Source organism: Methylomonas sp. DH-1, assembly GCF_046097555.1.
Lineage (GTDB): Bacteria > Pseudomonadota > Gammaproteobacteria > Methylococcales > Methylomonadaceae > Methylomonas > Methylomonas koyamae.
This window is the reverse complement of the sequence record NZ_CP143089.1, coordinates 2,511,268-2,536,527: the sequence shown is the minus strand read 5'-3', so window position 1 is coordinate 2,536,527 and position 25,260 is coordinate 2,511,268. Positions and strand designations below refer to the sequence as shown.

General features: G+C 59.0%; 17 protein-coding genes. 10 read left to right on the top strand and 7 right to left on the bottom strand.

Features of this window, described 5'->3' with window-relative positions; genetic code table 11:
• Nucleotides 1-35: 35 nt before the first annotated feature.
• From VXJ35_RS11545 to VXJ35_RS11515, 7 genes are all read right to left on the bottom strand, one after another.
• Complete coding sequence (locus VXJ35_RS11545) at nucleotides 36-4,541, bottom strand: PAS domain S-box protein (protein ID WP_064021670.1); 4,506 nt, start codon at nucleotides 4,539-4,541, stop codon at nucleotides 36-38.
• A gap of 372 nt (nucleotides 4,542-4,913) precedes the next feature.
• Nucleotides 4,914-6,191: a sugar MFS transporter gene (locus VXJ35_RS11540; RefSeq protein WP_064021669.1), complete on the bottom strand. Its 1,278-nt coding sequence runs from the start codon at nucleotides 6,189-6,191 to the stop codon at nucleotides 4,914-4,916.
• A 21-nt stretch (nucleotides 6,192-6,212) separates the two neighbouring features.
• Nucleotides 6,213-8,402 carry a glycoside hydrolase family 3 N-terminal domain-containing protein gene (locus VXJ35_RS11535; protein ID WP_231914731.1) on the bottom strand — a complete coding sequence of 730 codons (2,190 nt, stop codon included), beginning with the start codon at nucleotides 8,400-8,402 and terminating at the stop codon, nucleotides 6,213-6,215.
• A gap of 263 nt (nucleotides 8,403-8,665) precedes the next feature.
• On the bottom strand, nucleotides 8,666-10,564 hold the full coding sequence (locus VXJ35_RS11530; RefSeq protein ID WP_064021667.1) for an ATP-binding cassette domain-containing protein: 1,899 nt from the start codon (nucleotides 10,562-10,564) through the stop codon (nucleotides 8,666-8,668).
• Nucleotides 10,555-11,760, bottom strand: coding sequence for a molybdopterin-binding protein (locus VXJ35_RS11525; protein WP_064021666.1), 1,206 nt, complete (start codon nucleotides 11,758-11,760; stop codon nucleotides 10,555-10,557). The genes VXJ35_RS11530 and VXJ35_RS11525 overlap by 10 nt, the downstream gene beginning before the upstream one ends.
• Nucleotides 11,757-12,671 (bottom strand): AEC family transporter, encoded by a 915-nt coding sequence (locus VXJ35_RS11520; protein WP_064021665.1) that lies wholly within the window; start codon nucleotides 12,669-12,671, stop codon nucleotides 11,757-11,759. Before VXJ35_RS11520 ends, VXJ35_RS11525 begins: the two co-directional genes overlap by 4 nt.
• A gap of 84 nt (nucleotides 12,672-12,755) precedes the next feature.
• Nucleotides 12,756-16,058, bottom strand: a complete 3,303-nt coding sequence (locus VXJ35_RS11515; protein WP_064021664.1) for an EAL domain-containing protein — start codon at nucleotides 16,056-16,058, stop codon at nucleotides 12,756-12,758.
• 347 nt (nucleotides 16,059-16,405) lie between these two features.
• On the opposite strand from VXJ35_RS11515, the gene VXJ35_RS11510 reads away from it, so the two are divergent.
• From VXJ35_RS11510 to gspD, 10 genes are read left to right on the top strand one after another with little or no spacing between them, the layout of a single operon-like run.
• Nucleotides 16,406-17,623 (top strand): type II secretion system F family protein, encoded by a 1,218-nt coding sequence (locus tag VXJ35_RS11510; protein ID WP_064021662.1) that lies wholly within the window; start codon nucleotides 16,406-16,408, stop codon nucleotides 17,621-17,623.
• Between the two features lie 19 nt (nucleotides 17,624-17,642).
• A complete protein-coding gene (gene gspG, locus VXJ35_RS11505; protein ID WP_054758778.1) occupies nucleotides 17,643-18,068 on the top strand; it encodes a type II secretion system major pseudopilin GspG in 426 nt (141 codons plus the stop codon).
• Complete coding sequence (locus VXJ35_RS11500) at nucleotides 18,069-18,572, top strand: GspH/FimT family protein (protein WP_082880893.1); 504 nt, start codon at nucleotides 18,069-18,071, stop codon at nucleotides 18,570-18,572. It abuts the gene before it with no gap.
• Nucleotides 18,559-18,972: a prepilin-type N-terminal cleavage/methylation domain-containing protein gene (locus tag VXJ35_RS11495; RefSeq protein WP_054758780.1), complete on the top strand. Its 414-nt coding sequence runs from the start codon at nucleotides 18,559-18,561 to the stop codon at nucleotides 18,970-18,972. Before VXJ35_RS11500 ends, VXJ35_RS11495 begins: the two co-directional genes overlap by 14 nt.
• Entirely contained in the window at nucleotides 18,972-19,667 is a 696-nt protein-coding gene (locus tag VXJ35_RS11490) for a prepilin-type N-terminal cleavage/methylation domain-containing protein (RefSeq protein ID WP_197495820.1), read from the top strand. Before VXJ35_RS11495 ends, VXJ35_RS11490 begins: the two co-directional genes overlap by 1 nt.
• Nucleotides 19,657-20,628, top strand: coding sequence for a general secretion pathway protein GspK (locus tag VXJ35_RS11485; RefSeq protein ID WP_064021660.1), 972 nt, complete (start codon nucleotides 19,657-19,659; stop codon nucleotides 20,626-20,628). Before VXJ35_RS11490 ends, VXJ35_RS11485 begins: the two co-directional genes overlap by 11 nt.
• Nucleotides 20,606-21,769, top strand: coding sequence for a PilN domain-containing protein (locus tag VXJ35_RS11480; RefSeq protein ID WP_064021659.1), 1,164 nt, complete (start codon nucleotides 20,606-20,608; stop codon nucleotides 21,767-21,769). Before VXJ35_RS11485 ends, VXJ35_RS11480 begins: the two co-directional genes overlap by 23 nt.
• Nucleotides 21,762-22,340, top strand: coding sequence for a type II secretion system protein GspM (gene gspM / locus VXJ35_RS11475; protein ID WP_064021658.1), 579 nt, complete (start codon nucleotides 21,762-21,764; stop codon nucleotides 22,338-22,340). The genes VXJ35_RS11480 and gspM overlap by 8 nt, the downstream gene beginning before the upstream one ends.
• Nucleotides 22,337-22,951: a hypothetical protein gene (locus VXJ35_RS11470; protein WP_064021657.1), complete on the top strand. Its 615-nt coding sequence runs from the start codon at nucleotides 22,337-22,339 to the stop codon at nucleotides 22,949-22,951. The genes gspM and VXJ35_RS11470 overlap by 4 nt, the downstream gene beginning before the upstream one ends.
• Entirely contained in the window at nucleotides 22,941-25,241 is a 2,301-nt protein-coding gene (gspD, locus tag VXJ35_RS11465; protein WP_064021656.1) for a type II secretion system secretin GspD, read from the top strand. Before VXJ35_RS11470 ends, gspD begins: the two co-directional genes overlap by 11 nt.
• The last annotated feature ends 19 nt before the right edge of the window (nucleotides 25,242-25,260 follow it).

Sequence of the window (25,260 nt, the reverse complement as noted above, 5' to 3'; positions counted from 1 at the left end):
ATGCCGGCCGGCAACGGTGAGATATCAGCGGTCGTCTACCGGGCAAATGCCAGAAACTCGGCCTGCGGCATGGGTTTGGCGTACAGGAAGCCCTGCACGAAATCGCAGCCGACGGCCGCCAACAGGTCGCTTTGCGCCGCCGTCTCCACCCCCTCGGCAATGGTTTTCAATCCCAGCTTGTGCGCCATGACCACAATGGCTTCGGCGATGGCGCGGTCGTTGGGATCGCTTTCCAAATCGCGCACAAACGAACGGTCGATCTTCAGATAGTCGATGGGGAATTTCTTCAGATAGGCCATCGCCGAATAGCCGGTGCCGAAATCGTCCAGTGCCACTTGTATGCCGGCATTGCCGAGACGATTGATAATTTGCAGGATGTCGGGCCGGTCATCCAGAAGCAGGCCTTCGGTGATCTCGATGACGATATGTTCGGGCGGGACTCCGCTCTGCTCGAGATGGGCGAGCCAAGCGATATAGAAATCGCCCTTAATGAATTGGCGCGGCGACAGATTGACGCTGATTTGCCGCGCCTCCCGGCCATCGGCGTTCCAGCGGCGGGCGGTTTCCACCGCTTGACGGAACACCCAGTCGCCAATGTCGTGGATAAGGCCGTTTTCTTCGGCTATCGAAATGAATTGGTTGGGCGGCACCAGGCCGCGCTGCGGGTGGCGCCAACGCAGCAGGGCTTCGGCTTTGACGATGGCGCCGCCGGCGATATCGACAATCGGCTGGTAGTGGACTTGCAGTTGGCCCTTGGCCAGGACGTCGCGCAAGTCGTTGGCAAGCAGCAACCGGGTTTGCGCCTGTCGCTGCATGGCGGGAGTGAAAAAACTAAAACCGTTGCGGCCCTGCTCCTTGGCGGCGTACATGGCTTGATCGGCGCAACCGATCAAGCCGTCGGCTGTGTCGGTATCGAACGGGTAAGCGGCAATGCCGATGCTGGTGGACACATACACGGTATGCTTATCGAGACTGAATGGCTTGGTCATGGCATTGACGATGTTTTGAGCGACCCGCCCCAGGTGCGACATGTCGTCCACCCGCGGCAGGATGGCGATGAACTCGTCGCCGCCCAGCCGGGCTACGGTATCGGTTTCGCGAATGCCGGCGCGTATGCGCTGAGCGGCTTCCACCAACAGCAGGTCGCCGATTTCATGCCCCATGGTGTCATTGACTTCTTTGAAGCGATCGAGGTCGATAAACAACAACGCCAGACTTTCGCCGTTGCGCGCGGCTTTGCCGATTTCTTCGTGCAATCGGTCGCGAAACAGGCGCCGGTTGGGCAGTCCGGTCAAGTTGTCGTAGCTGGCCTGGTGTTGCATCTGCTCTTCGATCCGTTTGCGCTCGATGGCGATGGCGCTCAAATGGCTGGCATAGCGCAAGCGGCCCATATCCAGCTCGTTCGGCTCGCCGGCCTGGCCGCGGTATAGGGTTACCACGCCCAATGGTTGGCCGGACGATCCGCTAATCGGATCGGACCAACAGGAAACCATGCCGGTTTTACTGGCAAACGAGCGGCAGTTTTCCGAAACGGTGGCAAGGCGCATGTCCTTTATGATCAATGGTTCGGCGCGACCGAAGTCAACGGCGCAGCCGTTGCCTTCCTGGTCCAGGGCGACGCCTTGACTATGCGCGGGACATGGAATCGAAAAAGACGGTGCCGTCCCATGGATCAAACGATTGCCCGTTTGATCCAGCACTTGGATGCGGCAACGGCAGCCGGGGCAGGCGGACTCGACGTAAAGGGCGATCTGCGTCAGTATTTCGTCGAGGTCGCCGCCCTGCGCCATGCGCTCGAACACCCGGCGGCGTTCGACATCCAGCAGTTGCTCGCGCCTAGGCTTGGTCATGTCGAAACCCAATACCAGCAAGCCGCGGACTTCGCCGTCGCTGCCGTACTCCGGCGAAACCCGCACCAGATGGCTGTACAAGGCGCCATGGCCGCTACGCCATTCCAGCGACACATCCTCGCGCGCGCCGGACGACAGCACCCGCATCAGCAAGGCGGTGTAGGCGTCGATAGTCACATTGGTAGCGCGCCAGAATGCACCGACATGCGCGCCCAGGATTTCCGCTTCGGGCAGACCCACCGCCGCCACGAAAGCCGGATTGACGTAAGTGTGGCGCAGCGCCCTATCCAAGCGCATGACATAGGTCGGCAGGTTTTCTACCAAAGTGTGAAATTCCTGTTCGCGCTCGGCTAGCGCCAATTCCATCCGCTTACGTTCGTGGATGTTGCGAATCATGGCCATGTTGTAGCCTTGGCCGTCCGATTCAAAATAATTGGCAACCACCTCGACCGGAAAAATCCACCCATCCTTGGTCCGGTGGCGAGTTTCGAAGGTCAGCGAACCGTGGGTTTGGAGGTCCCGCCAATGATTGGGCCAGACGGCATACTGATAGTCGGGGTCGATATCCGGGATGCTCAAGCCCAGCAGTTCTTCCCTGCCGTAACCCAAGCCCTGGCAGGCATGCGCATTGACGTAATGGATGCGAGCCTGTTCGTCGATCAAGTAAACCGCTTCCTCAACGTGATCGATGGCATAGTGCAGGCGGGCCAGCTCTTGCTCGCGTCGTTTGCGCTCGGTGATGTCCAGGACGGTCCCCACCAAGAATTGTTGTCCGCGCTCGTCGTTGCAGCGGGTTTTCTTGACGATGACGGTATGGGTTTTACCCTGGCGGTCGGTAAAGGTCTCCTCGCTGACGTCCTCTTCGCCGCTGGCGAACACGGCTTCGTCTTTTATCCGAAATACGGCAGCCTCGTGTGCGGAAAAAAAATCGCTATCGCGTTTTCCCAATAAGGCTGCCATCGGCTGACCGACAAAGTCACAAAACGCTTGATTCAGTCTGACCCAGCGATGCTCGCTGTCTTTAACGAACACCGGGTCGGCGATGGTCTCGATCACCCGGTCCAGGAATTGCCGCGATTCCTGCAGCAGGCGTTCCGACTGCTCGCGCTCCAATTCGGCCGCCGCGCGGGTCTCCACCAGTTGCAGCAGCGAAGTCACCTCGGCCATGCTAAGCATCGGCTTGCCGTCCATCACCGCAATCAGGCCAACCACCCGGCCGGAGGAATTCAGCAGCGGCAGGCCGGCATAGCTCTCGACGTCCATTTCCAACAACAGTTTATCCTCCGGGAATTGCTGCCGCACCTGTTCCGGATAACAACAAAAGGCGCCCTCCATCACGTTGCCGCAAGGCGTTCCCTTAAGACCGTATTGGACGTTGGGCAATACCTGGCCCTTGGCATAAATCACCACGGTTTCGGCAACGGCCGGGTCCTTTGTCAACCGATCGATGATGACATAATCCACCGCCAGCGTCCGTCCCAGGTAGCGGGCAAGCGCGGTCAGGAACGATTCGCCATCCACCTGCCAGCCGCGCTGGGCGATGAATTGCAAGGTGTTCTCGATGCGTTTGCGCTCGGTAATGTCCAGCGACGTGCCGATGAAGCGCAACGGTTTGCCGTCGGCATCGTAGTAAGGCTGGCCGCGTTCCAGTATGTATTTGACGCGGCCGTCCGGAAACAGCAGACGATGCTCGACTTCATAGCGGCTGCCTTCAACAATCGATGCGTTATACACCTGAACGACGCGCGCTCTGTCTTCGGGATGAACCGTGTCGACGAAAGCCTCGAAGGTCGCCGCGAACTTGGTCTTGTCGATTTCCCAGATGCGGAAGGTCTCGTCCGACCAGGTCAGCACATCGTTGACGATATCCACATCCCAACTGCCGATATGGCCGATGCGCTGCGCCTCCTCCAACGCGACCCGGCTGGACTGCAAGGCTTGCTCGATGCGCTTGCGCTCGCTGATTTCGCGCACCACACTCAGACCGAACAGTTTGCCGTCGTCCTTGAAATGAGTGGCATTGATTTCCACCGGAAATATGCGCCCGCCGCTGTCGCGGTGCCAGGTTTCGAACATCAACGATTGGTTGAGCGGTGCGGACTGTATCTCCCGCAGCCATTCAGGCGTGGCGTGCGGGTTGATATCGAGCGGCGTCATGGCCAGCAGTTGTTCCCGGCTATAGCCGAGCGAGCGGCAGGCGGCGGCGCTGACATAGCGGAAGCGAAAATCCTCGCCCAACAGGAAAATGGCGTCGGACGACAGGTCTATGGCTCGCTCCAGCAATTCCAGGCGTTGCTGGGCCAGCTTACGCTCGGTGATGTCCAGCATCAGGCCGTGCCACTCGATGCCGCTGTCCGGCTCCGGTGCCGGCGCGGACTTGGCTTCCAACCAGCGGACGCCCTTGTCGGGGTGAATGATGCGAAACTCGATGTGAAACAGCCCGCGATACTGTACGGCGTCGGCGAGCGCGGCCTCGATCGCCTCGCGGTCGTCCGGGTGGGCCATGGCATGCAACAGCCCCATGTCCTCGGCCACTTGTTCCGGTTGCAAACCGTAAATGTCGCGAATGCCGCCGCTGACATAGGGGAAACTGAAACGCCCGTCCGGCGCCAAGCGGAAGGTATATACAAAACCGGGCAGATGCGCCGCCATGCGCGAAAAACGCTGCTCCAGTTCCAAGGGTAATGGCATTGGTTTAAAGCCCTCGTTTCAGGTTAGCGAAAAACCGGTAGCCACTTTTCACCCTCTTTTGGAATTTCACAAGCTTTAGCTGGAATGCGCATTGTTTAGCGCGCGGGCAAGCCGATTGGCCGGCATCTGCCCGGTAACGACCGACCCGATTTGATCTTTGCTGCGGAGTCAGCCGCGGTTCGAAAAACATACTATGCATAAACGCTGGCGTTGGGCCGTGGCACGAGTTGCCGGCACGGTGGGGAAAAGTGCCGACTCATGCAGACATTGCGCTACGCGGAGTTCCAATGTCGCTAAGTTAAGCAACAAACCGGCTTGTTGAAATGTTGTAGGAGCAGGCCATGCCTGCGACCGAAGACTTAACGACATTGCTCAGCCGTTGCTAAACCGCAATTGGCGGGCGCAACGGCTGCCGTAATAGGCGATGTACAGGTAGCAAAGCAAAGGCACGAAAAACGCGTGCTGGATGCCGATGCGGTCGGCGAACCAGCCCTGCAGCAGCGGGATCAATGCGCCGCCGACGATGGCCGAGCACAGGATACCCGAGCCCTGGCCGGTATGCGGTCCCAGACCGGTCAAGGCCAGCGAGAAGATGGTCGGAAACATGATCGAATTGCATAATCCGACCGCCAGAATGGCGAGCGTGGCGACGCGGCCGCCGGCTAACATCGCGACGCCGACCAAGCCCGCCGCGCACAAAGCGTTGAAGATCAACGCCTTGCCCGGATGAACCTTACGCATTGCTACGGCACCGAGAAAACGGCCGACCATCGCCCCGCCCCAATAGAACGAAACCAGCTTGCCGGCCTCCTGTTCGGCCAAGCCGGCAATGTGGGCTTGGCCGAGGAAATTGACCAAAAAGCTGCCGATCGCCACTTCGCCGCCGACGTAAACGAATATCGCCAGCGCGCCCAGCACCAGTAACGGAAAATGCCAAGCGCTCTGCTCGGCCTGGGTAGCGGCTATGTCGCCTTGAGCTGAGGCAGGCGCCGTGGCCGATACGCTGGGCAATTTCAGCAACGAAAATACCGCCGCCAAGCCGAACAGCACTGCCGCCAACCACAAATACGGCTGTTGCACCGCCGCCGCTTCGGCCGCCTGGTAAACCGACAATTGTTCGCGATCTAACCCGGCAATCTGGTCGGCGGTTTTCACGGCGGTAGCCAGAATCAGCAACGAGCCGAAATACGGCCCCAACGTCGTCCCCAACGAATTGAAGGCCTGGGTCATCGTTAGTCGGCTCGATGCGGTGTCCGGATTGCCCAGCACCGTCACGTAGGGATTGGCGGCAACCTGCAGTAAGGTAATGCCGGACGCCAACACGAAGAACGCGGTTAAAAATAAAGGATAGGAATGCAGTCCGGCGGCCGGATAAAACAGCAGACAGCCGCCGCCCGCCACCGCCAGGCCGACGATGATGCCGGGCTTGTAACCGACTCTGTCCACCAGATAACCGCACGGCACCGACATGACGAAATAGGCAGCAAAGAAACAAAATTGCACCAGCATCGCCTGGGTGTAATTCAGCGTAAATACGGCTTTTAGATGCGGAATCAAAATGTCGTTCAGGCTGGTCAAAAAGCCCCAGATAAAGAACAGCGAAGTTAATACCGCCAAAGCGCCGGTGTACTTGTTTTGCTGGTCGGCCATGGTCCGCTCCGCCAACTGCCGCTAGTTCAGCACGTGAAACGAAGCCGTTTCGTTGCCAACCGTGACGATGAATTCGCCCGGCTCCACCACCCGCTTCATCTCCAGGCCAATGAAGGACAGGTCGCGCGGCGTCAGTTCGAACTCCAAGGTCCGCTGCTCGCCCGGCTGCAATTCCACTTTCTTGAAGGCTTTCAATTGTTTGACCGGCCGCGTGACCGAGGCGGCGACATCGTGCAGGTAAACCATCACGGTTTCCTTGCCGGCCAGATTGCCGGTGTTTTTGACGTTGACGCTCAACTGCAGATTTTCGCCGGCCTTAATCGCAGGCTGCGCCAGCCGCAAACCGTTGGTTTCGAACGTGGTATAGCTCAGGCCGTGGCCGAAAGGATACAAAGGCCGGTACTGGTTGCTTTCGTAGGCTTCGATCGGTTTATGGTCATACGGCGTGATGTCGTTGCTATCGCGCGGATAGGAAATCGGCAGTTTGCCGCTGGGGTTAACGTCGCCGAAAAGAATGTCGGCCATTGCCGCGCCGCCTTCCATACCCGGCAAGAAGCCGAGCACGACCGCCTGGGCCTGGTTGGCAATTTCGGTGATGATGCGCGGCCGGCCGCCGAAAGTGACCAATACCACCGGTTTGCCGGTATGAAAAATCGCCCGCGCCAATTGCAGTTGCACCGGGTCCAACTGTAACGAATCGATGTTGCCCTCGGTTTCGGTGTAGGTTTTTTCGCCCAGCGCCAACACCACGATATCGTGGCGCCGCGCTTCGCTGACGGCCTGTTCGATGTTGATCTCGTCGCTGAATTGTTTGCCGCCGACGTAAGTCACGTTGCCCTCGGTTTTTTGCCGTATCGCGTCCAGCAGGGTCGGTTTGTCCTGCGGATAAAACTCCTCCTTGTTGCCTTGCCAGGTGATGGTCCAGCCGCCGTTCATCACGCTGAGCAGGTTAGCCGCCGGTCCGGTCACCAGCACACTGGCTCGTTTGCTCAACGGCAACAGGCGGTGGTCGTTTTTGGCCAGCACGATGGCTTCGCGCGCCGCCTGGCGGTTGACCGCGGCGGCTTCGGCGGTGGCGAAATAGCCGGCCTCGGGCAAGGCCGGCTCGCGCCGTTCAAATAGCCCGCTACGGTATTTGACGCGCAGGATGCGGGCCACCGCCTCGTCGATCCGGGCCAGCGGCACTTCGCCGGATTGGGCCAGATCCAGTAACAGGTAATAGAACGAATAATCGAACGGCACCATGCTCATGTCGACGCCGGCCATCACGGCGATTTTAATGGCCTCGCGCGGCGAATCGGCCAGTTTGTCGCGGCTGTAGAGGCGGATGATGTCCTCCCAATCGGACACGGTGAAGCCGTCGAAGCCCATTTCGCCGCGCAAAATGTCGTTCAGGTAGTGGCGATTGGCATGCCCCGGCACGCCATCGACTTCCGCCGAATTGACCATAACGGTCGGTGCGCCGGCCAACACGCCGGCTTCGAACGGCGGCAAAAACCATTCCCGCAGCGCCCGTTCGCCGATCCAGGCCGGGGTGCGGTCCTTACCGTTCAACGGGTAGCTATAACCGACGTAATGTTTCAAACAGGTCGGCGCTTTATCGGCCGCCGCGATGTCATCGCCCTGGTGGCCGCGGATGTAGGCGCTGCCCATCGCACTGGCCAGATGCACGTCTTCGCCGTAGGTTTCCCACAAGCGCGGCCACAGCGGTTGGCGGCCGATATCCATCACCGGCGCGAAATTCCAGTCCAAACCCGACGCCTTGACTTCGCGCGCCGTGATCTCGCCTTCCCGGAACGACAATTCGGGATTGAAGGTCGCCGCCATACTGATCGCTTGCGGAAACAACACCGCGTTTTGGGTATAAGTGGCGCCGTGAATCGCGTCGATGCCGTAAATCACCGGAATTTTCAGCCGGGTGCGGGCCGCGGCGTCGCGAATTTGCTGGGTCAGGTGCCGCCATTTGCCGATCGGTTGTGCCTTGTTATTCGGCGTGCTCGGCGCATTCAGGATCGAACCGACGTGGTACTGCAACAAGGCTTCTTCCAGCTTGGCCGGGTCGATCGGATTTTCGGCGTCCTGGCCGTCGGCGACCGAAATGACGCTGAAATCGATTTGCGTCATTTGCCCGACCTTCTCCTCCAAGGTCATTTGCGCCAACAGCGCACGGACTTGGTTTTCGACGGCCTCGTTTGATTCTTGTGCACTCACATCGGACTCCAATACGGCGGACATTAAAATAATGGCTAAATAATTTTTTATTTTTTTTGATTTATTCATTGAGTCGCTCCAGAGCCGGAACGCAGCGCGCCGAACGGCTACAAGCGGATAGTTGAAACGATCTGCGCCGGGGTAACTATCGGCGGCGCATTGGCAGGATTTTAGCTCGATATTGGCGGATGCGCACCGGCCAAGGCCCGGCCGATAGGATTAATCGGCCCCGCCCCGGTCGCAAACCATCGGCCGCATGCAAACTAGCCTTGTAACGCATCCAATTCGTCCCAGCGGCTGTATGCCGCGGCCAGTTCGGCCTCGACCGCCTGCAACTCCGCCAAGGTCGCGGCCACGGCGTCTTGCGCCTGTTTGTAGAACTCGGCACTGCCTATGGCCGCGGCCAACTCCGTCTGCCGCGTCTCCAATCGTTCGATGCGCTCCGGCAATTGCTCCAGTTCGCGTTGTTCCTTGTAACTGAGTTTTTTGCCGCTCGCCGCAGCCGCTTTGGGTTTTTCCTTTTTGCCGGCGGCTTCCGCGCTTTTTGCCGCCTGTACTTGTTGCTGTTTGTTGCGCTCGGACAAGGCGAACCAGTCGGCGTAACCGCCGATGTATTCCTCGACCCGGCCGTCGCCTTCGAATACCAACACGCTGGTCACGACGTTATCCAAAAACTCGCGGTCGTGGCTGACCAGCAGCAAGGTGCCTTGGTACTGGACCAGCTTTTCTTCCAGAATTTCCAACGTTTCCAAGTCCAGATCGTTGGTGGGTTCGTCCATCACGATCAAATTGGCCGGCTTGGTGAACAGCCGCGCCAGCAACAGCCGGTTTTTTTCGCCGCCGGACAAACTCCGCACCGGCGACCGCGCCCGCGCCGGCGCGAACAAAAAGTCGGCCAGATACGACATCACGTGGCGTTTGCCGTCCGGGGTATCCACGAACTCGCCGCCGTCCAACACGCTGTCGGCCACCGACAGCTCCGGATCGAGCTGTTCGCGCAATTGGTCGAAATAGGCGATTTGCAGATTGGTGCCCAATTCGACGCTACCCTCGCTCGGTTGCAACTGGCCCAGCAACAATTTCAGCAAGGTCGATTTACCGGCGCCGTTGTTGCCGAGCAAACCGATCTTGTCGCCGCGCTCGATCAACAACGAAAAGTCTTTGATGATGGTTTTGTCCTGGTAGCGAAAATTGACGTTGACCGCCTCGATGACTTTTTTGCCGGAACTCTCGCCCTTGTGCAGCGCCAGTTTCGCCGAGCCTTGCCCGCCGCGGCGTTCAGCGCGCTCGGCGCGCAGTTTCTTCAAAGCCCTGACACGGCCTTCGTTGCGAGTGCGGCGGGCCTTGACGCCTTGCCGGATCCAGGCCTCCTCCTTGGCCAATTTCTTATCGAATTCGGCGTTCTGGTTGGCTTCGTCTTCCAGCGCCGCGGCCTTGCGCACTAGATAATCCTGGTAATTGCCGGCCCACGAGGTCAACTGGCCGCGGTCCAGATCGATGATCCGCGTCGCCAGCTTCTGTAAAAACGCCCGGTCGTGGGTGACGAACATCACCGCGCCCGGAAACGCCATAATCTGTTCCTCCAGCCAGGCGATACTCTCGAAATCCAAATGATTGGTCGGCTCGTCCAACAGCAAGACTTCCGGATCGACTACCAGCGCCCGCGCCAGCGCCACCCGCCGTTTCCAGCCGCCGGACAGGCTGCCGACCTTGACATCGGCCGGCAATTGCAGCCGGCTCAACACGGCTTCGACCCGGGTCTGAAATTCCCAGCCATTGTCCGCTTCCAACTTGTGCTGCACTTCGCCCAGCGCTTGCAGCCCTTGTTCGCCGCCGTCCATATGGCTCAGCAATTCGTGGTAACGGGCGATCAGGCGCCCCAATTCGCCCAGGCCGCCGGCGACCGCTTCGTAGATGGTTTCGTCGCCGTTCAGGGTCGGCGACTGTTCCAGCCAGGCCAGCCGCAACTCGGGCTGTTTCCAGATTTCGCCGTGGTCGGGCGCAATCTGGCCGGCGATGATTTTCATCAGGGTGGATTTACCCTCGCCGTTGCGCCCCAATAGCCCGACCCGCTCGCCGGCGTCGAGTTGAAACGAGGCGTCGTCCAATAGGGCGTGCACGCCGAAGGCGATGGAAACATTGTTTAACCGAATTAAAGGCATGAGTGTTGAAAATAGCGTCTGAGAAGGTCCAGCGCCAACAAAGCGGCCTGGTTCTGTTTATGGATGCCCGCACCGTGCGCGGTCGATTGCCGTGAAACCACACCTTGCGGCGTAGCCAGCGCATTATAAAGGACGATGCCGCCATCCTTGTCGTCGAAGCGGCCGGAACCGACCCGGTAAAGTTGGACCAAGGCAAAATCGGTTTGCCGCTCGGCCTGCAGTTCCCGCGCCAAAGTTGCGGCATGGCTTGCGCATTGCTGGTCGGTTCCGGCCGTTTCGTTGTGCAGCCGCAACGCGGCATGCTTCAACCATTGCCGGCCTAGACATTTCGCCGCCAGCAGGCCGTGGCTGGCCGTTTCTAGGATGGCCAGCGAATGGGCGCCGGCAGCCAGGGCGGCGTCGACGACGGCGACTAAATCGCCTTTGATGTCGGGTAGGCCGTCGACCGCGAATACGCAATCGCCGATGCGGGCGGCGGCCTCCGCGGCAATCCGCCGCCGCTCGGCTTCCGGCACATCGGCCGGAAACAGCAGTTTGGCCTGCACTTCGTCCGCCGCCGCCCGAAACCCCAAAACCACGCCCGGCGGCAAAGCCAGCGACTCCAGCTTCTGCTGAATCGCCGATTCGCCCAAGCCGATACAGCGCAAAGTCACCAGCGTATCCGGCCGTAACGCAAAACGCTGCAACAAATCGGTGCGCACCCAATCGCCGAACATTTGCTTCATCTCGAACGGTACGCCCGGCAGAAACACAAACCAGCAACGCCTGAACCGCAATGCGAAACCGGGCGCGGTGCCGAAGCGGTTGTCGATACGCACTGCGCCTGCGGGCAGCAAGGCTTGTTTGCGGTTGGCCTCCGGCATCGTTCGCTGCCGCCTGGCGTAATAGGCCTGGATCGCGGCGAAGGCAGCTGCGTCGAATTCGAGCGGCAAGCCGCTGGCAACACTGACCGCTTCGGCCGTCAAATCGTCGCAGGTCGGCCCCAAACCGCCGGTACAGATACAACAATCGGCGCGGCCGGCGATTTCGCCGAACAGCTCGGCCAAATCCTGCAAATCGTCGCCGACCGCGGTATGGCGCTTCAGGGTAAAACCCAACTCGGCCAACTGCTGCGACAGCCAGGCGGCATTGGTGTCCACCGTCTGGCCGCTGACAATTTCGGCACCCTGAGAAAATATTTCGGCAATCAATGTCATAACGAATCGAACCAGAAAGGTAGGCTGAACAAGCTGCAAGCCGTGGTCAGCGTCACGGCCATCGCGTACAGGCCGCTGTCGAGCCGGTAACGGTCGCACAACACGATGCCGAGCACCATGCTGGGCATCGCGATATCGAGCACGGCCGCGGCTTTGAATTGGCCGGCCAATGCCAGATACCCGGCCAGCCACAACGCGAATAAGGGCATCAACAACAGCTTGACCAACAAAATCGGCACGACGAACGGCAGATTGCGCAAATGCACGTCGCGCCAACTCAACGCCAACCCCAGCGAAAAGATCATCAGCGGCGCCACCGCGCCGGAACAGGTGTGCAGCAACCCGGCCAACCAATCCGGAACCGCGATGCGGTTCAGGTTCAGGGCAACGGCGAGAAAAGCCGCCCAGAACGGCGGCGCATTGAAATAAGCCAATGGCGATTTGGGTTTGGCTTCTGTCGACTCGCCGTAATGGCGGGCCAAGCCGATGCCGAGCGTGAACACCAGCGGCGCCGCGGCAAACAAGTCGAGCTGAATCACGACCGAACGCGACCAGTGGCCGAAAGCCTGTTCCAGAACCGGCAGCCCCAAATAAGTCACGTTCGGAAACGCGGCGGCCAGGATCACCGCCCCGGTTTGCGGATTGCGGAACCGGCACAGCTTGCAGATCGCCCAACTCAGCCCGGCGCTAACCAGAATGCTGGCGCAGCCCAATAGGCTGAAACGTAACGATTGCCAACCGATATCGGCCCGCCACAGTACGTCCAGCACCATCGCCGGCAGAAAAAAATAGTAGACCACGCTGGTCAACACCAGCCGGGTTTGCTCCGCGGAGAGCCGGTTCGGCGTCAGGACGCGCCAACCGGCGCCGCACAGCATCAGCACGGTCATTTGCATTAAAGTGGCATTCATGCCGGCATTTTAACAGGCGCAACGCTCCGGCAGCGGCCGAAACCCGCGCCAAGCCAGATAGACCCAGACGGCCCGCCATCCGGTTTAGCCGGCCACCACCGGCAGCGCGATGCCATTTGCGAACAAAAGCTCGAACTGCTCGGCCGGCACCGGTTGCGAAATCAAATAGCCCTGGCCGTAATCGCAGCCTATCCGTTGCAACAACTGGTATTGTTCTGCGGTTTCGATGCCTTCGGCGACGACTTTGATTCCCAACTTATGCGCCATCACCACAATCGCTTCGCATAACGCCATATCGCTGGATTCTGCCACCATGCTGCGCACGAACGACTGGTCGATTTTGATGTAGTCGATATCGAACTTCTTCAAATAAGCCAACGACGAATAGCCGGTACCGAAATCGTCCAGCGCCACCTGGATGCCGGCGTCGCGGAACACCAGCAACTGTTCGCGGCTGGCGCTGGTCGCTTCTAACAGGGCACCCTCGGTAATTTCGACCACCACCGCGTCGCCGGGCAGGCCCAGCTCCTGCAGCAATGCCAGCCAGCCGTTGCCTTCGATAGCCTGCTTGCGGAACTGTACCGGCGATTTGTTGACGCTGACTTGAAACCGCGGCTGGTAGCGTTCCCGCCATTGTTTGACCTGGCGGGCGGCGACGGCGAACACCCAATCGCCGATATCGACGATGCTGCCGGTATCCTCGGCAATCGGGATGAATTCGGCCGGACTGACCATGCCCAAGTCCGGATGCCGCCAGCGCAACAGCGCTTCGGCCTTGACCAGCGTGCCGCCGCCCAATTCCACGATCGGTTGGTAATACAACAGCAGTTGGCGTTTACTTAGCGCGGCATGCAGATCGTTTGCCAGGCGCAGGCGTTGCCGCGATTGCTGTTGCATCTGCGCCGTAAAGTATTGGTAACGGTCGCGGCCCTGGTTTTTGGCGGCGTACATGGCCTGGTCGGCATTCTTCAGCAGCGCCTCGGAGTCCATGCCGTCCTCCGGATAGACGGCAATGCCGATACTGGCGGAGATATAGGCAATCTCGCTACCCAACAGGAAAGGCTGGGCCAAGCGTTGCAAAATGCCTTCGGCGATCCGGTCCACTTTATCGGTGTGGTCCAGTTCGCCGAGAATAATCGTGAACTCGTCGCCGCCCAGCCGGGCGATGCTATCGGAATCGCGCACGCATTCGCCCAAGCGGCGCGCCGCTTCCTGCAACAACACGTCGCCCATGAAGTGGCCCAAACTGTCGTTGACGTCCTTGAACCGGTCCAAATCCAAAAACATCAGCGCGACCTTTTGGCCGCGGCGAAAGGCTTTCTTGATTTCCCGGTCCAGCCGGTCCAAAAACATGTTGCGGTTGGGCAAACTGGTCAGCGGATCGAAGTTGGCTTGGCGCCAAATCAATTGTTCCGATTTTTTGCGTTCGGTGATGTCGGTAATCAAGGCCACCCGCCGGTGCACGCCGCCGGTTTCGTTGTAGATGGAGTTCACCGTGACCCAGTGTATGCAATCGTCGCCGTTTTTGCGGCGGCCGCCGATTTCGCCGGCCCAATGCCCCTGGGTATTGGTAACCCGCAACACGGTTTTGAAAAACGCCTGGTCGTGCTGCTCCGGGCTGAGCCCGTTGAACGAGCGGCCGACGACTTCGTCGGCGGTATAGCCGGTTACCTTGGTGAAGGCCGGATTCACGGTAATGATCGATCCGCTGCCGTCGGTGACCAACATGGCCTCGCTGCTGTTCAGATATACCAGCGAGGCCAGTTGCATTTCCTGCTCGGCCAATTTACGCGCAGTGATGTCGTCGTAAACGCCCAACACGCCAATCGGCCGCCGTTGCGCGTCCCGTAGCGGCACTTTCGAGGTTCTCAACCAGACCGTATTGCCGCGCGGGTCGATTTGGACTTCCTCGTAATCCAACTTCGGCGTATTGCTTTCGATGACCTGCAAGTCGTCGGTGCGGTATTTGTCGGACACATCGCGCCATGACAATTCGCTGTCCGATTTGCCGATCAATTGCTCCGGACCGGCCAGCCCCGCATCGCGGCTAAAGGCAATATTGGCGCCCAAATAACGCGAATCGAGGTCTTTCCAAAATACCCGGCTGGGAATGGTATCGATCACGGTTTGCAGCATATCGACCGTTTCCGCCAAGCGCCGCATCGCCTCCACCCGGTCGGATACGTCGTGCAGGATCAAAAAATTGTTGCCGGCCGGCGTGTTGTCCAGCATCACGTTATTGATCAATACCGTGTGCCGGCTGGCGTCCTTGGCATGAACCTCCAGCTCCTGCGGCGGCGACAATTCGCCGGATTCGTCGAACAAGCGCCGATAGTCGTGCCAACGGCCGATCACTTGCTGGCGGTACTCGGGGTCGGGATGGGCCAACCACCACCATTCGGCCAGCGTCGGAATATCGTTGCGGTCGTAGCCGAAGGTTTTGACGAAAGCCGGGTTCAAATAATCGATCCGGCCTTGGGCATCGTAGACCACATAAGCCACCGGCGATTCGTCGATGATCGCATGAAACTTGGCTTCGCTGGCCGACAAGGCCTGGTGGGCCGCATACAAGTGCTGGTAAGGCCGTTGAATGCTGTTGATGAATACCGAGCGGTAGATGAAGGCGTAGGCTACGACTTTGTAGATATGGCCAAGCAGGATATACAAGTCGGAAATACTGGCGTAAAACGCGACGAACAACTCGCTCATCGCCATCACCGCGGCGGCGGCGGCCAGTCCGGCGGCGTCGTAAGAACGGCGGTGCCGGGTTTGCCGGACGAACACCAGCGCACTCAAGCCGTAGATCGCCGCCAACAGGTATTCGCTGTTTTTCTTGAGCGGAGTCAGCCCGGCGGATTCGTCGAACGTGGCCGGCAACCAAGCCTGGTGAAAGAACACCAGCCATGCGGCAAAACCGCACAAACCCAAAACGCCGGATAGCACGATCCAACGAAACGCCGGCAGCAATTGCCGCTTGCTGGGAACCGCACCGGCAATCAAACCCAGTGCCGCGAATACTCTGGCCAGCAGCCAGAATGCAATGGCTTTCTCCGGATCGCTCTGGCTGATAAATGCCGGCATGCCCTTGAACGACAGGGTATGCAAGAAATCCAGCAAGGCCACGCCGAGAAAACAACAGGCCAGCAGCATGAATCCGGGCGAATTTTCTTTCTGGTATACGCTCCACCCCACCGCGAACACCAGTGCCGATACCACGATGGAGAGGCCTTCCATGAAATTGTGCGCGGCTAGCGAATGCGGTTGGATCTGGCGCGCCAACTCGGCGACCGGCAGCATTAGGCTAGCGAGTTGAATCAGCAGCAATGCGATGACAGCCGCCAGCAAATACCCGGTGCGCTGCGCTTCATTGCTGGGGGCTTCGGTCATTGGCAGTCCTAAGTCGGCTATGGCGGGAACTGAATCGGCGGTTATACAATGGTTAACGCAATGCGAAGGTTACGTTTGGCGGCTGACACAGATTTTAACCGTAAAACCATTTGCCTTGGCTATTTTCGGCCAGCCCAGAGTAACTGCCGCGCAAGCTTGGTAAAGCAACTGTCATTTGCCTGTTGCCCGCCGATCGGCAAAAATTGCCGGCCGCCCCTCGCCAAGCCGGCGTGGTAGCCCGAGCAGCCGCCAAATTTGCGGTTTTTGTAATTGGTTGGCGATTGGTCCACAATGTCCGGCCGGTATCGGCTTTCCACCAGCACCCTGTTCTCCCTCAGCAAGCGGCCATGGCTTTATTTTCTTACAAAGTTGTCAACAACCAAGGCGTCACCGAAGAAGGCGTGCGCGATGCCGCCGACGAAAGAGCCCTGCTGCTGGAATTGCAGAAACAGGGCCTGGTACCGATCCGTATCGAACCGGCGCGGGACAAGACTTTTCTCGGTTTCAAACTAAAGTCGGCCGCGGTCAGGCTGTCGCAAAAAGAAATCGGCATGCTGACCGGCGAACTGGCGACTTTGCTGGAATCGGGCTTGCCGCTGGACCGCTCGTTGACGATCCTGATGCAATTGACCGAGGAAAACCCGAAACTGAACAAACTGGTCGGCGAAGTGCTGGAAAAAGTCAAAGCCGGCAAAGCCCTGGCCGACGCCTTGGAAAACCAGAGCGGCGTATTTTCCAAATTTTATTTGAACATGATCCGCGCCGGCGAGTTGGGCGGCAATCTGGGCGGGGTATTGCAACGGCTGGCCGAGTACCTGGAGCGCTCGCAGGAGTTGAAGGACACGGTCAGCACCGCGCTGATATATCCGGCCATCCTGTTGGTCATGTCCTTGGCCTCGCTGTTCGTGATGCTGACTTTCGTCGTGCCGCAATTCAAAGAAATGTTCGACAGCGCCGGCCAGGCTTTGCCGGTGCCGACCCAGATCGTGGTCGGCTTGGCCGAGTTTCTGCAAAGTTATTGGTGGGCCATGCTGCTGACCGTCCTGATCGTGGTGCAAACCTTGAAAAGCCAATTGGCCGATCCGGCCGGCAAAAAAGCCTGGGACGGCCGCTTTCTGAAAATGCCGCTGTTCGGCCAGATCGTATTGAATATGGAAGTCGCCAATTTCAGCCGCACCTTCGGCACTTTGCTGGGTAACGGCGTGTCGATCCTGAAATCGCTCGGCATCGTCCGGGAAACGGTCGGCAACACGGTTCTGGCCGACTTGTTGGAACAGGCCGAGGCGCAGTTGAAACAGGGGCGGACCATGTCAGAAGCGCTGGCCCAGCAAAACCTGTTTCCCAAACTGGCGGTGCAAATGATTAAAATGGGCGAGGAAACCGGCCGGCTGGAGGAAATGCTGATGCGGGTTGCCGTGATTTACGATAAACAGTTAAAAACCACCATTCAACGGATGCTGGCTCTGCTGGAGCCGGCGTTGATCATTTCGCTGGGGTTGATGATAGGCGGCATCATCGTTTCGATACTGCTGGCGATCCTGAGCGTAAACGATCTGGCATTTTAAATAAGAAAGGAGCGACAACATGAAATTAACCCTGCGCCGCCACCGCGGTTTTACCTTACTGGAACTGCTGGTGGTATTGGGCATTATCGCGATGCTGGCCGGCATCGTCGGTCCGCAAGTCATGAAGCATATGGGCGCATCCAAAACCAAGGCAGCCAGAGTGCAAATCGAGGACCTGGCCGCGGCGCTGGACATGTACAAACTCGACGAAGGCCGATACCCGACCACGCAACAAGGCCTTGCCGCGTTGGTGGAAAAACCGGCCGAAGCCAAACGCTGGAACGGCCCTTACCTGCGCAAGGACAAGATTCCGCTGGATCCGTGGAACCAGGAATACCATTACGTTTTCCCCGGCCAACACGGCAAATTCGACTTGTTTAGCCTGGGCGCCGACGAGAAGGAAGGCGGCGAAGGCGAAGACCAGGACATCAATAGCTGGGAATAAATGGCCACCCTGCCCGCTGCGCAAACGCCTCCGCCCATCGCGTTCCGCCGGCCGCGGCGGTGTTGCGCCGGATTCACGCTGATCGAACTGGTGGTCGTGTTGCTGGTGGCCGTGCTCGGCTTCGCGGCGTTGGGCGGCAGCATCGGTTCCGGCAATAAAAGCACCCAACTGCAAGCGCTGGCCAGAGACCTGGCCAGCGCTTTACGCTACGCCCACGGCCAGGCGCTGGCGACGCAACGGCAAACCAGCGTCGCCATCGACTTGCGTAACAACAGCTACCAAATCAGCAACCGCGACAAAGTCTATACCTTCGCCGAAGAGGTCGACGTGTCGCTGGTGATCGCCGAAGAGGAATTCGGCGCCGACCAGACCGGCAGCATCCGCTTTTTCGGCGACGGCTCGTCGACCGGCGGCCGTATCACATTGGAATGGGGCAACCAATTGCGCCGGATCGACGTCAACTGGATCACCGGCGAAGTCAGGATATCGGATGCAGCGGCATAAAGGCTTTTCGCTGCTGGAAATTCTGGTGGCGTTTTCGATCATGGCGATCGCGTTGAGCGTATTGCTGCGCGTATTCGGCGCCGGCGTTAACAATGCCGTCATATCCGAGGAATACACTATCGCGGTGCAGATCGCCGAATCGTTGATGGCGCGAACCGGTGTGGAAACCCCTCTGGCGGTCGGCGACAGCGAGGGCAGCGAGGGCGACAAATACGACTGGCTGGTCCGGGTGGCGCCGGCCGCGAACCAACCGGCAAAGCGCAGCCTGCGCGAGCCCGACCCCAACAGCCAACAGCCGGCGCAATTGTACTCGGTGCAGGTCAGCGTCAGTTGGGGCGACGGCGACCAACGCCGCAGCGTGGATTTAACGACATTAAAATTGCAACAAGGCCAGGGATAGTGCTTACCCGCCGACGTAACGGCTTTACCTTGATCGAAATGCTGATTGCGATCACGCTGCTCGGCGTGATGGTGACCTTGCTGTTCGGCAGTTTACGCATCGCAGCGCAGAGTTGGCATAGCGGCGAAACCAAAATCGACCAAGTTAACCGCAAAGCCGTGGTTTACCAATTTTTCAAACACCATTTGGGTTCGGCCCGGCCGCTGCCGGAATTTACCGCGGCCGACCGCGACGAGACGCAGAACAATACCGACCAAGTGCCGCTCAAGCTCAGCTTTCAAGGCCTGCCGCAAAGCCTGCGTTTCGTCGCCGCGCTGCCGGCAGCGTCCGCGCGCAAAGGTTTGCAGGTGTTTGCGATAGAACCGGCCCGCGACCGGCCGTCGACGCTGACCGTCACGTTAACCCCCTACCGGCAACCGCTCGATGCCGAGCCGGAGCCGGTGGTATTGCTGGACGAAGTCCAAAGTTTTCGCATCAGTTATTTCGGCGCCAAAAATCCGAATGCCGGCGATCCGCCCGGCTGGCAGGACGACTGGCTGGACGCCGAACGCTTGCCTAATCTGGTCAAAATCCATATCGCCCTGAACGACGGCAGTTTTTGGCCGGATATGATTTTTCCGCTCCGCATCGACTCCACGCCGCTGGTCGGCGACATCGTCGGCCAACAAGTTCCGCCGAACGAAGATGCCAACTGAGCGTATCCCCCGCCGCCAAACCGGCTTGGCACTGGTCATCGTGATCTGGATTTTGACGCTGCTCAGCGTGATGGCCGGCAGTTTCGCGCTGACGATGCGCCGGGAAAGCAGCGTCAGCGCGGCGTTGACCGGCAACGCCCGCGCCCTGGCGCTGGCCGAATCCGGTTTGAATCTGGCGGCGTCGATGTTGCGGCAACCGGAGCCGGAACAGCGCTGGCAGGCCGACGGCAGCATCTACCGGTTGGCCGGCAGCGACAGCGAACTCAGAATCCGAATTATGGCCGAGTCGGGCAAGGTCGATATCAACGCGGCCGGCGAAGAATTGCTGACGGCGGTGTTGAGTTACGCTACCGCCGACGAAAACCGGCAGCAGCAATTGCTGGATGCGATCATCGACTGGCGCGATGCCGACGACGAGCCGCGGCCGGAAGGCGCCGAGAAAAAGCAATACCGCCAGGCCGGCCGGCCTTACCCGCCCGGCAACGCTCCGTTCCAGTCGTTGGAGGAACTGCAATTGGTGTTGGGTATGGACGACGAGTTGTTCGAGCGGATACGGCCCTGGCTTACGGTCTATTCCGGCCAAGCCGAACCGAACAAGGACCTGGCGCCGCCCGAGCTGTTGAGTGTCATCGACGCCCGGCTCAAGAAACAGAATATTCATGATGTATACTTGGAGCGGCGTCTGGCGAAACAAACAGGCGACAGCCGGCTCGACGGCGACCAGGCCGATGCGGGCTTGGCGGATCAGGAGCAAACCTTTACCATTATTTGCGAAACGCTGCTAGCCGACCAGGCCGCGGCGTCGCTGTCGGCGGTGGTAAAGTTTGAAAACCAGGATACCAGCCAGACGCCCTACCGCATCCTGGATTGGCAGCAGGGTCGACAAGAATCGTCGTTATTCGACCCGGAAAAGGAACCCCAGTTGATTACTGTGCAAGATGAGTTCACAAACAACTATTGATTTCGACCCGAAGCGGTTCTGGCAGTGGTGGAGCGGCGAATTGGCCTTTCTGCTGCCGCCCGGCCTGAAACGGCTGCTCAGCGACCGCAGCGGCGTTGCCCTATTCCGCCCCGACGCCAACGGTTTCCGCATCGAATTCCACCGCGAATCCGCCGCCGAAGATGCCGCCGTCTGGCAACTGGACGCCAATGCCGCAGACGCCTACCGAAATCTGAAACACCTGAATCCGGAGCTGGACAAGGCCGAATGCCTGTTGCGGCTAAATCCCGGACAAGCCCTGCAAAAACGCCTGTTTCTGCCCGCCGCCGCCCAAGAGAATTTGCAACAGGTGGTCGGCTTCGAATTGGACCGCTATACGCCGTTCAGCGCGGATCAGGTCTATTACGCCGCCATCGTGCTGGGCAAGACCGAATTCGGCCAAATCGAAGTCTTGCTGGTATTAACCCCTAAGCCATTGCTGGACGATTATCTGGCGCGCCTGCAAGCGCTGGACGTGCAAGCGACGGCCGTGGATTTCGGCCAAGCCGAAACGGTATGCCCGGCCCGGGTGCCGCGCTACACGCTGTTGCCGGAACAATTCCGGCCCCGGCCGAATAACTGGGTGCGGGCGGTGCATTGGAGTCTGAACGCACTATTGTTGCTGTTGCTGGCCAGCGTACTGGTCTGGCCGGTCTGGCAGGAAGGCGAAGCCGTTGACGCCTTGAAACGGCAACTGAAAACGCTGGAGAAGGAAACCACACTGATCGAAGCCCAGCAAAGCGAAATCGACGCGCTGCGCGGGCAAACCCAACGCCTGATCGGCATCAAGTCCGATGCGCCGTCGTTAGTCGCGGTCTTGAACGAACTCAGCGTGTTGTTGAAGGACGACACCTGGCTGACCCACTTCCAATACGCCGAAAAACGGCTGCAGATCCAAGGCCAGTCGCCGGCCGCATCGTCGTTGATCGGCGTGCTGGAAGCCTCGCCCTTCTTCAGTAACGTCAGCTTCGTCTCGCCGTTGACGCAAGACAAAGCCACCGGGCGGGAACGGTTTCAAATCAGCATGGACGTCGCCGCCGTGCAACCGGGCCAGGCCGAGGGCGATGCGGCCACTCCCGCAGCGGCAAGCGACGACAGCGTTGGGGAGAACCCGAATGAATGATGCCCGCTACCAGCGCTGGCTGGCCCTGGGGCTGTTGGCGGCCGTGGTAATCGTCATCACGCTGGCCGTGTTGTTGCCGTTGTTCAATAGCTGGCTCGACTACCGCGAGCAGAAAGACAAGTTGCTGTTCCGGTTGCAACGCCAACAAACCATCGCCGCCCGCCGCGACAGCGTGGCCCAGAATCTCGATTTTTTGCACCAGCAATTTCAGGAACAAGGCTATTTGAGCGATAGCGATACCGAATCGCTGGCATCCGCAGAATTGCAGAACATTATCAAAACCGCGGTGACCGATGCCGGCGGCCAACTGACCAGCACCCAGGGCTTGCCGGGCAAAGCCGAAGACGGCTTCATGCGGATTCTGGTCAAAGTGCGGATGAGTTGCAGCATGGAGGCCTTACGCGCGGTGTTGCACACGCTGGAAAGCAACGTGCCGCTGCTGCTGGTGGACCAACTGGACATCTCGCCGGTGCGCGGCACCCGCAACCGCAGCAGCAACAAGCTGGAACCCAGCTCGCAATTGAACGTGAGTTTTCAAGTCGTCAGCTTCATGCGAGCCAAAGCGCCATGAACCGGAAATTGTTACGCTTGCAGATCTTTGCCTGTGGCACGCTCGGCGCCGGCTTGATCGGCGAATGGGCCGTCAGCCGCTATGCGGCGCAACAGTTGGAGCAGCAATTGGCCGCCCGCGAACAAGTCGCGTTCGAAGCCGAACAACTGCCGACCATCGCCGCCACGCCGGCTAGCGTCGACAGCTACAACGACATCGTCGAACGGCCGATCTTTATCGAAGGCCGGCGGCCGATCGCCGAAGCCAAAACCAACGACGCCGGGCAAAACAGCGACACCAGTCAGATCGACGACTGGTCGCTGATCGGCGTTTACGACAAGGGCGGCAAACTGGTCGCGTTGTTCAGCAAGCGTAACGAAGCCAGGAAATTCCTGAAGATCGGCGAAGAACAAAGCATTTCCGGCTGGCAACTGAAACAGATTCTGGCCGACCGGGTGATCCTGCAACAAGCCGGCCAGGAAAAGCCGGTACTGTTGCGCAAGCCGCGGCCGCAACTAAAACCGGCGCCCGGCAAACCCGCGCCCCGACCCGCCCCAGCGCCGGCCAACGTCAATGCCAGACCGATAGAACCAGCACCCAATGAAATACCCGAGACACTCAATGACAACTAACAAAATTGGCCTTCCCCCGATGTTGGCGTTGGCGCTGTCCATCGCCGGCTGCGAGTATATCGGCCCGCAGTTGCACCAAAAGTTGCCGATTGCCGAAAATCAAAGGATAGGCGACGACCAACCCATTCCGGAATTGGCCAACGCGGATAAATCCGCCGAGAACCGGACCACCAAGGTCGAATTGTTCCCCAACGGCGAAGCCAGCATCACCGCCCACAACACACCCAGCACGGCCGCCAAACCCGGCGCCAAAGGCGAGTACAGCCTGAATTTCGACGATGCCGACCTCGGCGAAGTCGCCAAAGTGATACTAAGCGACATCATGGGCCGCAATTACACGATCAGCCCGCAGGTGACCGGCAAGGTCACGTTGCAAACCTCCAAGCCGCTGACCAAGGAAGAGCTGTTACCGACCCTGGACATGCTGCTGGGTTTGAATAACGCCGCGCTGACCGAACAAGGCGGAATGTATCTGATCAAACCGGCCAACGAGGCCTTGTACAGCAGTTCGATCAACTCGCTGACCAGCGCCAGGATGCCGAACGGTTACCAGGTCAGAATCATCCCGGTGAAAAACGTCGCCGCTACCGAACTTTCCGAGATACTGAAGCCGTTGATGCCGGAAAAATCGGTGCTGCACGTCGATCCGAACCGCAACATTTTGTTGGTGGCCGGTTCCGGCAGCGAAATCGCGCGGGCAATGGAAGTGGTCAATACGTTCGACGTCGATATCATGAAGGGCCGCTCGTTTGCGTTATTCACCCCGGCCAACGTCAGCGCCGGCAAGATCATCGAAGAACTGGAACAGATTTTTAACAACAAAGCCTCCAAGGAAGACGACGCCAGTTTCTTCCGTTTCATCGAAATCGAACGCCTGAACGCGGTGTTGGCCATCACCCACCAGGCCAATTACCTGAAAGACATCGAAAGCTGGGTGTTGCGTCTGGACCGGATCAATCCGGCCGCCGCCGGCGGCGTCAACGTCTACCGCTGCCAACACGTCAGTGCCGCCGACCTGGCCGATACCTTGAGCGGCATCTTCGGCAGCGGCAGCCAACGCAGCAGCAAGGCTTCGATCGCTTCGGGCCGCAAATCGCTGTCCGCGACCAACAAAAAATCCGGCGGCAGTTCGTCGAGCTCCAGCAGCATGGGCGGCAGCATCGGCAGCGCCGGCAGCAACCGGCAGCAGGATTCCGCTAGCGAGCGGACCTTGAGCGACCGTACCGACCGCTCCGCCAACCGTAGTTCCGGCGCGCTCGGCGGCAGTTTGAGCGGCGGCAGCAGCGGCGTTGGCGGCGGCAATAGCAACGATATGCCGAACGTCAAAATCCTGGCCGACGAAGGCAATAACGCGTTGATTATCGTCGCAACGGCGCAGGAATATGCGGTGATTCAGCGGGTGTTGAAACAATTGGACGTGTTACCGTTGCAGGTCTTGATCGATGCGACCATCGTCGAAGTAACACTGAACGATGACTTGAAATATGGTCTTCAATGGTTTTTCAACCACAATAATGGTGGGACAAATCAGATCACAGGCGGCTCCGATCAGGGACTGGATGTATTGAATTTAACCGAGAAGGCAGCGAAAGCGCTGTCGACCGGCGGATTTACCTATGCGTTTTCCAGCGGCTCGAAAGATATTCAGGCAGTATTGAATGCCAGCGCTAAAAACAATAATGTCAACGTAATTTCATCGCCATCTTTGATGGTGCTGAATAACCAGGAAGCATCGATCAAGGTCGGCGATTCGGTACCAATCCGTTCATCCGTTTCGACGAATTTGACATCAGGCGGAGCCAATAACACCCCGATTCAAACCAGTTCAATTCAAATGATCGATACCGGGGTAAATTTATCTGTCAGGCCCCGAGTCAACGCCGGCGGCTTGGTACTGATGGACATTTTACAAAGCGTCAATCAAGCTATTAAGACGACCACCAGCGATACCATAGACTCGCCTACGATACAAAAAAGGGAAATCGAAAGCAGCGTAGCCGTACAAAGTGGAGAAACTATCGTGCTGGGCGGCTTGATCAGGGAAAACAACGACTATTTGCGCGACGGCGTACCGCTGTTGCACGAAATTCCGCTGATCGGCCCCTTATTCGGCGGCACCACCCGAAATAAGGACAAAACCGAACTGGTGGTATTGCTGACTCCGCGCGTCATGAAAAGCCGCCAAGACGCGCAAGATATTACCCAGGAATTCAAGCGTAAATTGTCCGGCATTTATTTCCAAGAACCGTTCGAGGTCGATGTCGAGAAAGTCGAACCCAGCGTGCAATAACCCACCCGAATATCGGTAA